12 protein-coding genes and 1 tRNA gene are annotated in these 12434 nt (G+C 52.7%); 6 read left to right on the forward strand and 7 right to left on the reverse strand.

The genetic code is table 11. The annotated features are described in order from the left end of the window. Positions 1–129 precede the first annotated feature (129 nt). The 4 genes from glaH to GM30_RS01820 all read left to right on the forward strand — a co-directional run bounded on the left by glaH (position 130) and on the right by GM30_RS01820 (position 3251). Entirely contained in the window at positions 130–1092 is a 963-nt protein-coding gene (gene glaH, locus GM30_RS01805; RefSeq protein WP_049847253.1) for a glutarate dioxygenase GlaH, read from the forward strand. Positions 1093–1119: 27 nt separating this feature from the next. Next, complete coding sequence (gene lhgO / locus GM30_RS01810; protein ID WP_049847254.1) at positions 1120–2373, forward strand: L-2-hydroxyglutarate oxidase; 1254 nt, start codon at positions 1120–1122, stop codon at positions 2371–2373. Further along, positions 2370–3062 (forward strand): DNA-binding transcriptional regulator CsiR, encoded by a 693-nt coding sequence (csiR, locus tag GM30_RS01815; protein ID WP_049847255.1) that lies wholly within the window; start codon positions 2370–2372, stop codon positions 3060–3062. The genes lhgO and csiR overlap by 4 nt, the downstream gene beginning before the upstream one ends. A gap of 112 nt (positions 3063–3174) precedes the next feature. Continuing rightward, positions 3175–3251: transfer RNA gene (locus tag GM30_RS01820), tRNA-Arg, on the forward strand. A 144-nt stretch (positions 3252–3395) separates the two neighbouring features. Here the strand turns inward: GM30_RS01820 and GM30_RS01825 are convergent. From GM30_RS01825 to GM30_RS01835, 3 genes are read right to left on the reverse strand one after another with little or no spacing between them, the layout of a single operon-like run. Further along, positions 3396–4901, reverse strand: a complete 1506-nt coding sequence (locus tag GM30_RS01825) for an MFS transporter (protein WP_049847256.1) — start codon at positions 4899–4901, stop codon at positions 3396–3398. Between the two features lie 51 nt (positions 4902–4952). Next, complete coding sequence (locus GM30_RS01830) at positions 4953–5714, reverse strand: glutathione S-transferase C-terminal domain-containing protein (protein ID WP_202966996.1); 762 nt, start codon at positions 5712–5714, stop codon at positions 4953–4955. A 27-nt stretch (positions 5715–5741) separates the two neighbouring features. Further along, entirely contained in the window at positions 5742–6905 is a 1164-nt protein-coding gene (locus tag GM30_RS01835) for an epoxide hydrolase family protein (protein ID WP_049847258.1), read from the reverse strand. 143 nt (positions 6906–7048) lie between these two features. Between GM30_RS01835 and GM30_RS01840 the strand changes: the two genes are divergently transcribed. Next, a complete protein-coding gene (locus GM30_RS01840) occupies positions 7049–7978 on the forward strand; it encodes a LysR family transcriptional regulator (RefSeq protein WP_049847259.1) in 930 nt (309 codons plus the stop codon). A gap of 299 nt (positions 7979–8277) precedes the next feature. Next, complete coding sequence (locus tag GM30_RS01845) at positions 8278–9027, forward strand: SDR family NAD(P)-dependent oxidoreductase (RefSeq protein WP_049847260.1); 750 nt, start codon at positions 8278–8280, stop codon at positions 9025–9027. A 196-nt stretch (positions 9028–9223) separates the two neighbouring features. Here GM30_RS01845 and GM30_RS01850 read toward each other — a convergent pair whose 3' ends face one another. From GM30_RS01850 to GM30_RS01865, 4 genes are all read right to left on the reverse strand, one after another. Further along, on the reverse strand, positions 9224–10114 hold the full coding sequence (locus GM30_RS01850; RefSeq protein ID WP_049847261.1) for a proline iminopeptidase-family hydrolase: 891 nt from the start codon (positions 10112–10114) through the stop codon (positions 9224–9226). 81 nt (positions 10115–10195) lie between these two features. Next, on the reverse strand, positions 10196–10948 hold the full coding sequence (locus tag GM30_RS01855; RefSeq protein WP_049847262.1) for a helix-turn-helix transcriptional regulator: 753 nt from the start codon (positions 10946–10948) through the stop codon (positions 10196–10198). A gap of 542 nt (positions 10949–11490) precedes the next feature. Beyond that, on the reverse strand, positions 11491–11679 hold the full coding sequence (locus GM30_RS23545) for a CPCC family cysteine-rich protein (RefSeq protein ID WP_420802245.1): 189 nt from the start codon (positions 11677–11679) through the stop codon (positions 11491–11493). Further along, a partial coding sequence (locus tag GM30_RS01865; RefSeq protein WP_072093999.1) for a VENN motif pre-toxin domain-containing protein occupies positions 11676–12434 on the reverse strand: 759 nt, incomplete at its 5' end. The genes GM30_RS23545 and GM30_RS01865, both read right to left, overlap by 4 nt.

A 12434-nucleotide genomic window follows, 5' to 3' on the forward strand; every position in this document is an offset into this window, starting at 1 on the left:
TCGATCACAAAAAATAAACAAAAAGGCTGTTTTATGCGCAATTCGCAGGAATGTAGATATTTTTAAGTGATGACGACGAAACAAACCGCGCCATCTCTGCCTGATTATCTCTTGAGAGGATTGATTCTGATGAATGCACTGACTGCCCTGAAACAGAGCCCGTCCGACCTGTCCCGTCCCTGTACGGGTTTTACCGTGACGCCGTCGCGCCAGTCGCCCCGTCTGCTGGAACTCACTTTTAGCCACGAGGTGACGCAGCAGTTTTTGCGCGAGGTGGAGCAGTGGCCGATTCAGGCACTGGAGTACAAATCCTTTCTGCGTTTTCAGGTAGCGAAAATCCTCGACGATCTGTGCGGCAATCAGCTGCGCCCGCTGCTGTTTAACACACTGCTGACGCGCAGCGAAGGGGCGCTTCTGGTCGCGGCGCCCGGGCTGGATAACGTGGAGCAAGCCGACGAGATGGTCAAACTGGCGACCGCCGTCGCGCATCTGATTGGCCGTTCCAATTTCGATGCCATGAGCGGCCAGTATTACGCTCGCTTTGTGGTAAAAAACGTCGATAACTCTGACAGTTACCTGCGGCAGCCGCATCGCGTGATGGAGTTGCATAACGACGGCACCTATGTTGAAGAGCCCACCGATTATGTGCTGATGATGAAAATCGACGAACAGAACATGCAGGGCGGTAATTCGCTGCTGCTGCACCTTGACGACTGGGAGCCTCTGGACCGTTTCTTCGCCCATCCGCTGGCGCGCCGCCCGATGCGCTGGGCTGCGCCACCGAGCAAAAACGTCAGTCGCGACATCTGGCATCCGGTGTTTGACGTCGACACGCAGGGAAGGCCGATCATGCGCTACATCGACCAGTTTGTGCAGCCCAAAGATCTGGAAGAGGGAGTCTGGTTAAGCGAACTTTCGCAGGCGCTTGAGACCAGCGAACATATCCTTTCCGTACCTGTGCCGGTCGGCCAGTTCCTGCTGATCAACAATCTCTTCTGGCTGCACGGGCGCGACCGATTCACACCGCACCCGGATCTGCGCCGTGAGCTGATGCGTCAGCGTGGTTATATTTGCGATCCTGCAACGCTGTAAACCCTCATTGGGAAAGGAATTCACTGGATGTACGATTTTGTGATTATCGGCGGCGGCATCATTGGTATGTCGACCGCCATGCAGCTGGCGGGCGTTTACCCTGACGCCCGGATTGCGTTACTGGAAAAAGAATCTGCCGCCGCACAGCACCAGACCGGGCACAACAGCGGCGTGATCCACGCGGGGGTTTATTACACGCCAGGCACCCTGAAAGCGCAGTTTTGCCTCGCCGGAAACCGCGCAACGAAAGCGTTCTGCGAGCAAAACAACATTCGCTTCGAGACCTGCGGTAAAATGCTGGTCGCCACCTCGCCGCAGGAAATGGAACGCATGCGGGCGCTGTGGGATCGCACTGCCGAAAACCAACTGGAACGCTACTGGCTGAGCGCGGAAGAACTGCGCGAGCGCGAACCGAATATTCGCGGGCTGGGCGGCATTTTTGTCCCTTCCAGCGGCATTGTCAGCTATCGCGACGTGACGGAAGCCATGGCCCGACGGTTTCGCGACAGCGGCGGTGAGATTATCTATGGCGCGGAAGTCAGCGCGTTGCGAGAACATGCGACCGGCGTGGTAATAAGAACAAAACAGGGACAGGAGTTTGAAGCTTCAACACTTATCACCTGTGCCGGGCTGATGGCTGATCGGCTGGTCAGCATGCTGGGGCGTGATCCCGGTTTTATTATTTGCCCGTTTCGCGGGGAATATTTTCGCCTCGCGCCGCAGCATAATCGCATCGTTAACCATCTTATTTACCCGATCCCCGATCCGGCGATGCCGTTTCTCGGCGTACATCTCACCCGCATGATCGACGGCAGCGTGACGGTCGGCCCCAACGCGGTACTGGCCTTTAAGCGTGAAGGTTATCGCAAGCGTGATATTTCGCTGTATGACACGCTTGAGATCCTGCGTTCGCCGGGGATCCGCCGCGTACTGAACGGCAACCTGCGCGCCGGGTTAAATGAAATGAAGAATTCGCTGTGTAAAAGCGGTTATCTGCGGCTGGTGCAAAAGTACTGCCCCAGCCTGCGTGCGGAGGATTTGCAGCCCTGGCCTGCGGGCGTCAGGGCGCAGGCGGTGTCGCCGGACGGTAAGCTTATCGACGATTTTCTGTTCGTCACCACGCCCCGCTCGATTCACACCTGTAACGCACCGTCTCCGGCCGCGACGTCAGCGATCCCAATCGGTGCGCACATTGTCAGTAAAGTGCAGAGCCTGCTCGACAGCCAGCAAAACGCCGGTCGGTCGTTGCGTGCCGCTGGTGTGCAGGAGCCATGGCAATGACAGCCTCGATTCCTTCAACCTCATTTGACGGTTACCGGTTGCTTAAGAACGACATCATTCGCGGCGTCTGGCAGCCAGAAGAGAAACTGCGGATGAACCTTCTGACCTCACGCTACGCGCTGGGTGTCGGGCCGCTGCGGGAAGCGCTCTCGCAACTGGTGGCCGAGCGGCTGGTCACCGTGGTGAATCAGAAGGGCTACCGCGTCGCGCCGATGTCGGAGACGGAACTGCTCGATATCTTTGATGCGCGCGCCAACATGGAGGCGATGCTGGTCGGGCTGGCGATTGCGCGCGGCGGGGACGAATGGGAAGCGGAGATCCTGGCGCGGGCGCATATGCTGAATAAACTCTCCGCCAGCCAGGCCAGCGAAGGGATGCTGGAGGAGTGGGATCAGCGCCACCAGGCGTTCCATAGCGCTATCGTAAACGGCTGTGGCTCGCAGTACCTGCTGCAGATGCGCGCGCGGCTGTTTGACCTGGCGGCGCGCTACCGGTTTATCTGGCTGCGCGAAACGGTGCTGTCGGTTGAGATGCTGGAAGACAAGCATGACCAGCATCAGGAACTGGTCGATGCGATCCTGGCACGAGACGCTAACCTCGCCAGCGAACGGATGCGCCAGCACCTGCTGACGCCCATTCCCATCATCCAGCAGGCGATGACACAGCAGCGCCAGCAGAGTGCGGTGTGATGACGGTCAGCAATTAAGCAGAAACGCCGGGTTATGGGAAAAGCCATTGACTCAGCAGACGTTGACCGTATAATTCCAGGCGTTTCACACCGCGAAGTTCCAACTTCTCAGTGCGCCCTTAGCTCAGCTGGATAGAGCAACGGCCTTCTAAGCCGTAGGTCACAGGTTCGAATCCTGTAGGGCGTACCATTTCCAGGTCAACTCAGTTACACCAAAACCAAGTGGTATCAGGGCATCAGTCAGAAGTGTGTTAAGAAGGCCTCATCATGTCAGCACTGATGCCGACGGCATTTGTGATTCTCTACACGGTGAGGCCGGAGGCGGAGGACGTATCTAATCCAGCGGTTTTTGTTTTTGTGAGAGCAAGACAAAAACGCACGCAGCTGCAAGTAATGTCATTATCGTCAATACGTACAGCAATGTATCGAAACCATCGTTATAGATCTGTCTAAGAGAGGTTGATGTTGCTATATTCAGAATATGTCCTGCACTATTAAGATTCCCGGTTGCCAGCAGGCGAGCCGCATCGGCAATCTGGTTTTCAGAATGTGTAGATTGCCGCAGTGTATTCAAAATAAACGTAGCCAAGAGAGCATTAACAATAGCTAATGTGATGCCTTCACAGGCGACTTTGGTGGTATTAAAAATACCACTTGCCATTCCAGCTTTATCTCTGGGAACCACTGTAACTGATAACCCATCCATTAATCCCCATGGGAAGCCAGCGCCAAAACCTATTAACACCAGTGGTGCGAGCAAGTATGTTACAGGACTATTAGATGGAATATGTATTAACCAGTAGATACCCGTCGCAGCTAATAGCAATCCACCACCCGCCAGAATATTTGCCTGGATATATTTGGCAAGAAAAGCGGCAAGGGATGGTATAAACAGAACAGGCCCTGAGAGTGCCAACATTATAATCCCTGTCTGTATCTCGCTATAACCCTCTATGCCTACAAATCGCAACGGTAGCAAAACTAGCAGGACGACCCAACAGTAGCAGGTTGACAATGGAAGAATTTGTACTCCCAAAAAACGGCCATATTTAAATAGCGACAAATCAAGAAGCGGATAACTGGCATGTTTTTCCAGCCAGCCAAAAGAGATAAAAGCCCCAAGAGAAAGCAAAAAAAGACTGATTACGACCACAGATTGCCATCCGTACACTGGTCCGGTATTGAGCGCCAGGGTCAGAGACGCAATAGCAATAACAAAAGTCAGGGCACCTGGCCAATCAAAACGAATGAAAGTCGATATCCTCGTTTCACGCATTTTTTTTAACGCCAGTATCAATGCAAAGCAATCAATGACCACTCCAAGCAAGAAGATTGAACGCCAGCCAAAATGGGCAATTAATACCCCGGAAATGACGGGCCCCGCAGCAAGGCCAATACCAAACGTTGTCCCTATCATACCAAATGCCCATGTTTGAGCATGCCCGGAGAATTCCTGTGCCAAAGCGGCAGATCCCCCCGAAAGTGCTGCGGCCGCACCAACGCCCTGTAGTGCACGCATAATATTAAAAAATCCAATCCCATGAGAAAAATTCAACATCAGTGATGTCAGGGCAAAAAGCACGACACCGCTAATAAATAAACGTTTGCGCCCATAAACATCAGCCAGTACACCACAGGGCAGCATTAAACTACCAAATGTCAGCATAAAACTATTGGTTATCCAGTTTAATTGTGATGGAGAAGCGCTAAATTCCAATCCAATGATGTGAGTCGCCAGCGCTCCGCCAGTAAAGCTTAGCGGTAAAGCCAGTGCCGCCAGACAAACAGCAAGCAGCACCCAGCATGCGTCTTGCGCGGAAGATGAGTTATCCTGAAACATGGTAATTTCTCTGGTGTTAGGCGCTGCAGGTGAAGGCAGCGCAATATACAATCAGGCAGACAACAGTGAGCGGTGGTGGGTAACAATATCCATTTCATCTTGCAATGCCTGCTGTACTGCCGGGTGCATATCCATTCGTTTTTTCCACGATTGAATATGTTGCAAGTGGTGAATGTCTACGCCTGAACGTTCGCTCCAGAAGGTCGCCCATAAATAGGCATCTGCAATAGTCAATTGCTCACCGGTTAAATATGAGCGACCATCAGCCAGACGGTTGTCCAGTAACTGATAGGCGGCTATTATTTTCCCACTCATCCAGGCTTTGCCTTCCTCGGTCATAAGCTTACGCATTAGCGGAACATGCCTTTGCTGAATTTCTGTCGCGATAAATGTCATAAGTTGATCGTGATTGACGCGAGCCATCGTTCCGGGGACAGGAGCTAGTCCTGCCTCTGGGTTCCGGTCAGCAAGCCAGTTCAGAATGACCAGTCCTTCTGTTAGTGTTTCTTGTTCGTCTGTTACCAGCGCGGGAACGTAAAACAAAGGATTAACTGAGCGAAAATCCTCTCCATTCGATGTTGTATTACTGGCAAAATCGACATGAATAAGTTCCAGTTTTAACGCCATTTGATGAGCGACAATCTGGATGGCTTCAGAACATGTTTTATCAGCGATATAAAGTTTCATCGTATTATTACCTTTGCGTCTTGAATTAACAGAACTCATCATATCGTTGATAAAAAAAATATAAATAACTGAGCCAGATACTGTTTGTGTCGATAATGGATACAATAAAAATAAAAAAACCGCCACATTTGGCGGTTTCCAGGAATTAATAAGTTAGTGGCGAATGCTATTAAAAGCTGCTCGTATTTCACTGACAAAAATCTCAGGCTGTTCAAATGCAGCAAAATGTCCGCCATGCGCAGCTTTATTCCAGTACATCAACTGTGGATAGGTTTGCTCTGCCCATTTTCGTGGAGGGGTCCATATCTCCCCCGGAAATACTGAGACTCCCACAGGAATCGAAACCGGCATCGCATAAAAATTGAGGTCAGGATGCTCTGCATATAATCGTGCCGACGACGTAGCCGAATTAGTCACCCAGTAGAGCGTAACATCATCCAGAATCTTGTCATATCCAAGCGTGGATAGCGGGTCTCCATCGCTGTCGGACCATGATTCGAATTTTTCAAACATCCAGGCTAAAAGCCCCGTCGGTGAATCTGATAAGGCATAGCCAATCGTCTGTGAACGCGTAAGCATTTGCTGGTAATAGGATGAACCTTCTGAGGCGAACCGCTCCAACTGTTCAAACGCCAGCCGTTCTTCTGGCGAGGGGTTTTCTGGTCTAACCTCAGGTGTTACCAATGGCAAATTAGTATGAATCGCCAGTAGCCCGACAGGGCGTTGTTGCCCCATTGCAAGAGTGACATGGCTTCCCCAGTCTCCTCCCTGAGCTACATATTGCTTGTATCCAAGCCGCATCATCAGTGTATGCCAGGCTCTCGCAATCCGTTCCCGGTTCCAACCCATGGTTATAGGTTTTCCAGAAAAACCATATCCGGGTAAAGAGGGTATGATCAGATGAAAGGCATCTTCTGCATGCCCCCCATGGGCTGTGGGGTTGGTCAGTGGATCAATGACGTCGAGAAACTCGATGATTGACCCAGGCCAGCCATGCGTCATTATAAGCGGTAAAGCATTCTCATGTTTGGATCTGATGTGCATGAAGTGTATTTCAACATCATCGATGGTCGTAACAAATTGCGGATAACTATTGAGGTGTTCCTCCAGATGCCGCCAGTCATAATAGTCCTTCCAGTAATCGACAAGTCTTCTGATGGTGTCCAGACGTGGCCCTTGTGAAGCGTTATCAACGATCTCTTTTCCTGGTAATTGCACATCAACCAGACGCCGGTGAAGGTCATCAAGAATATGCTGGGGAACCTGTACGCGAAAAGGAATGATCGCATCGCTAATGGGGTTTTGAGGGGCAGACATTATTTTACTCCTGTTTATCGGGCAACCTTTGGTCACCTCCGTGTGTTTTAGCCTATTAGGTCGTAAAATGTTTATAAATAGCCAAAATGGCGACACACTGTAGCCTTTTAGTAAATTAATTAACGAAATGGCAGGAGAAAGAATTGAAGAAAAATGCACCGTCAATACAGGATATCCAGGCATTTATTGCTGTTGCCCAGTACGCCAGCTTTACTCGCGCGGCGGAATTTTTTGGAACAGGAAAAGCGGGTATGGGTAAAGCGGTTCAGAGACTGGAGGAACATCTTGGAACGCGACTGTTCCAACGAACTACGCGGGCCGTGCACCTGACCGAAGACGGCGAGACGTACCTTGCCGCATCGCAGGCAGCCCTGGAGGGGCTTAAGGAGGCGGAACAGGCTTTGGCAGCACGCAGCGCCGAGCCCATCGGCCGCGTGCGCATCGACTTGCCAGCGGGCTTCGGACGACTGTTGATCCCCTCGTTCGCGTCCTTGCGCAAAAAGCATCCGAAAGTGACATTGGACGTGGCACTCACCGACCGCTTCTCAGATGCAGTGGCCGAGGGCTGGGACATCGTAGTCCGCATCGGCGACTTGCCTGTCGACAGCGAGATGACGGTGCGCAAGCTGTGCAACCTGCAGTTGGGCCTCTACGCATCGCCAGGTTACCTGGCCAGGCGTTCTCCGATTACTAGCGTCGCAGACCTCGCCTCGCATGACGCGGTGGTGTTTCGGGGACCGTCCGGGAAACAGCGGCCCTGGAAGCTTTACGATGGCATCCAGGTGCGCGAGCTCAGTCCGTCGCCGGTCATGGTCCTGGCGGACGGGCAGGCACTTGTGGATGCCTCCATCAACGGTATCGGCATCAGCCAGATTTATGACCGAGTCGCCAGGCCGCATGTCGATGCGGGACGACTGGTCCACATCCTGGCGTCGGCCGACGTCCAGGGCCCGCCGGTGCATGCCCTCATCCCGGTAGGTCATCGCATGTCGGCAAAGACGCGTGCCGTTTTGAACCATCTGGCTGCGGCGATGAAAGAGCAGGAGGACGAGGCTGCTCCGAAGAAGAAGTAGGTGGGCGCCGCGCGCAACTGAAATTGTCTCCCGATCGGAGACACCAGGGCGCTGCACCCGGCCTTTATCTCGGGCACACCCGATTCGATACAGGACTACATCAATCAACGCAGCGCTACGCCGTCTGTGGACATTTTCTATGCGGGCATTTCCACAGCCGTGGCGGCAGTTGCTTACTATCAAGGCAGAGGTCAAGCGTCATTGGCGCTTCGAGGGAGACAGACCGTCGACCGCAGCGTTCTTTATCGCGCCGCCGGAATGTCCGACTATCTCTGTACGATTGATTGATGGAGAAATAAATGAAACTGTTTGAAGGAAAGGTCGCGATAGTTACCGGTGCGTCCAGGGGCATTGGGGCGGAGATCGCCCGGCAGTTCGCGCGCGAGGGCGCATCCGTCGTGGTCAACTACGCACGGGACCGTGCTGCGGCGGAGAAGGTTGTCTCCGATATCCAGAGGGAAGGGGGAAGCGCCCTCGCTGTCCAGGGAAACGTTACTTCATCCCATGACGTTTCTTCTGTCTTCCAGGCGGCGGTGGACACCTTTGGCAGCGTCGATATTGTCGTGAACAATGCCGGGGTCTTCTCGTTCGGTCCGATTGACGAGTTCACCGAGGCGAGTTTCCATGAGCAGTTTGGAATCAACGTTCTGGGTGTCCTCCTTACCACGAAGGCTTTTGTGCAGCATTTTGGAAGCGGCGGCGGCAGCATAATCAACATTAGTTCCGTAGCAAACCGAACTGCACCAGCGCACGGTTCGGTCTATGCCGCGACGAAAGCCGCAGTTGATGCTATTACTCGATCTCTGGCGAAAGAGCTTGGCCCTAGAAACATTCGTGTGAATGCCATCAGTCCGGGCGGCGTGGAGACCGAAGGAACCCATGCCGCCAACATGATTGGTAACGACTTTGAAGCTGACTGGATAAGCCGAACTCCGTTGGGACGTTTTGGCCGAACCACCGACATTGCGCCCGTGGCTCTGTTTCTTGCATCCGAGGCCTCTGGCTGGATTACCGGGGAAAACATTGTCGCCTCTGGCGGATATTTCTGAGCTGGATTGAGAAGACACAGGTTGGACAGCGCAAGCAGCGTGTGCAGTTGCGCGGTGTTCTTCTCCTCCTGCGGTAGCGCACTTGCGAGTGCACGTGGTCGTCAGGCCCAGGTCGGCGTTTTTCGAACAAGTAAAAAACTAGTAATAACAAACAGAAAAGGTCATCTATTCGAATCCTGTTGGGCCTCAAGCGGTTTCAGTTTGCCTTTAGAAAATCCCCAACGATTTGTATACAACGTTGTCGCTCTTCTATATGGGGCGTATGGCTGGAGTTCTCAAAAATGACCCACTGCGCGCCGGTTATCTTGTCCATAAAAGGCTGCACTACTTCCGGGGTTGCCTCGTCGTAGCGCCCGGAAATGAGCAGGGTTGGCACCGCAATTTGATCGAGCCGGTCAATAATGCTCCAGTTTTTCAACGAGCCAATAATGTGAAATTCCGAGGGGCCGTTCATGGCCAGATACACGCCTGGGTTGGTCTCCAGCGCCGCAAAGGTACGCATGAGTTCTTCTGGCCAGGGATCAAGGCGGCAAACATGGCGCTGATAAAAAACCATACTTGCCGCTTTGTATTCCTCACTGTCGAGCATTCCCGCTTTTTCATGTTCCAGCAACGTGGCCTGCACTTCCGCTGGCAGCTCAGCGCGGAGTCTGGCGGCGGCCTCCATCCACAACGCCATGGACGCCGGAGTGTCGGCGAGGATAAGTGCTTTCAGGCCTGATGGCTGCGTGACGGCATGTTCCGCCACCAGCATTCCGCCCCAGGACTGACCGAGCAATGCGTAGTCGTCATCAATCTCCAACGTCCGGAGCAGGTTAGTCAGCTCGTCAAGAAAAAGGGAAGGTTGCCAGAATGAGGGATCAACATCCGGCAGATGGGTAGACCGCCCGTTTCCCAGTTGATCGTAATGGATAACGGCGTGTCCGGTTTCGGCAATATCTTTAAACGCATCAACATAATCATGAGTACAACCTGGACCGCCGTGAGCTACCACCAGCGGCGTCTGCCCGTTATGCAGATCACCGCAGATGCGAAACCAGGTCTGATAGCCCTGAAAGGGGGTAAAGCCTTCGCGAATGGTATACATGGGACGTTTTCCTTTGAAGTGAACCCACTCTCAGGGTAGAACGTCCAGGACCGCGTTGAACACTAGTAAAAATGCTAGTTCTTAACTGTCGAGCAGGCGGTAGTGCATCGCGCGTACCACAGCCTGTACGCGATTTGTGGCGCCGAGTTTTTTCGCCGCTGTGTTCAGATGTAGCGTGACCGTTGCGACCGAGCGATGCAGTTTACGGGCGATCTCTTTTGCCGTTAGCCCCCTGGCGGACCACGCCAGACACTCGCGCTCCCGGTTGCTCAGTCGGATGTGGTGACAGGTACGCATTGAGGCGTCAAACAGCGGAAAAGCTGTCTCCTGAAAGTGATGTGCAAGAAACATCATCTGGGCGAGGGTATCATTGATACCAGGCGGCGGATGCTGGCTGGTTAAAATGCCTGTCAGGGTAACAAATCCGCCATTCGGGAGATGCAACGGTACGGTTGCGCCGCTGGACATATTGTTCTCGCACATGTAGCGGCTGACTTCACGCGCGTTATTGTCCAGCATATGGCGCAGCACGCTGCTTGCCGGGTGTTGATATGACCAGACAAAAGGCGCGCAACTCTGCAATGCGTAATGTTGCACCGGGTCGGCCTGATAATAGCCGCGCTCGCACCATAACTGGTGCATATCGTCCGGCGCATTACGCATTTCCAGTAGCGAAGGGGTAATCAGTTCACCCTCAGGCGAACGCGGAACCGGCGTATAGTGGTAAATCACTGCATCAAAACCCAATGATTGCGTCCGGGCAAACAGCCTGGTGAACGCCTCTTTAAGCCTGGTGGAATCCGTGTTTCCAGGGCGCTTGATCTCAACTTTCATGCTTATCCCCTCACGTTGAACGGTGCCACGCCACGGGCATGGTTTGTGCAAACTGATTCTGAATTATGCAATTTTGGTGCCGCTCAGGGCGCTGGTAAAAACGCGTACTTTTGCTAACTACCCAACTCCCATTGATAACGTCAGCGTAAATGAATTCTCCCGAACAAAAGCCGATAACGGGGGGATGGTGTTGCACCTTGTGGGGGCGCGCAGCGCAGCAGTCATCGTATTAATGGCGATGACGAATAAGCTGGCGCGGAACGAGTGGGGGATAGCGGTCAGAGTGATAGCAAAGATGGTAAGACCGTGTCAGCGAATCTTGTAGTGGTCACAACTCTGAATACAGAGCTGCAACGACTCACCAATGTCGGAACAACAGAAGTCGATCCGGATATTCCAGTTTAACCTGACACTGTTTTCAGGGATGCTTACAACAGGTTTAGGCGCACCGGTGATCTGCCAGTGTACAAGCGTTGGGACGGATATTGTGGGTAAAGGCTGATGAAACAATCCCGGCTCGGTGGCTGGGATAAAATATTCAGTTACTGTTTGTTAAATGCTCGTTTCGCCTCATTTAAACTCGGAGAGTTTGCCCCGCCAGAAAAATCTGGATCAGCCGATTGTACAGGGTCATCTTCCCACCCACATACAGGGCAAATTTCATAACAACCCGGCTCATCGATTGTCTTATTTCCACAGCACGGACAAGGATAAGAGCCATTATTCATCATTGCTTGTTCCAATATTCGAGACCTTTCTCTGGTTTAAACATTGTACGCGGTACACCATTTATATCTTTTGAAGCAAAGACATTAGTCGCAGGATTATAATACAGCGAGTCTCCGTTAGGGCGAGTTTTAGTTAAAGTGCCTTGCGGTGGGGTTGTCATAAAATTATGGGCTGCATCAACATATTGCTTAGCATTCTGATACTCAGGAAACTCTTTCCCATGTTTTGTCCAGTGCCCATAGGCATTACCCACAGGTTCTGCCTTCTTGGTTTCTGTCCAAATCTGAGTATCTTTAGATTTACCACCCTTAGCTATCCCACCACCACCTTTCAGTGGATCGCCATTCTCATCAAGAACTTTGGCAGTACTATTAAATAAGGGGTTAATGTCAATAATTTTGGCAGGTCGCAGTCCAAGCCGCTTTTCTTCTTCCTCGCTGAGCGAGTTATTCTCAGCCGAATTTTTCCCTGCCTGAGCCCCAGTCAATGCCCCGGCTGTACTGTTGCCAGCAATACCCCCTGCAAGACCAGACGCCACAGTGCTGAGCGCCACAATCAGCTGTTTCTGTTCTTCGCTCAGCTTGTCTTTCGGGATATTCGGGAAGAGCTGGTGCGCAATCAGCTCTCCGGTTGCCGCACCTGCAGCGCCTGCCGCTGCATTACCGCCGTTCAGTTGCGCAGTGACCGCCCCCAGAATAGCATGTGCAACGGCTTTCGCTGCCTCGTTATCGTCAATGTCCATGCCATGACCGATAAG

The sequence above is a fragment of the Trabulsiella odontotermitis genome (assembly GCF_001188485.1).
Lineage (GTDB): Bacteria > Pseudomonadota > Gammaproteobacteria > Enterobacterales > Enterobacteriaceae > Trabulsiella > Trabulsiella odontotermitis_A.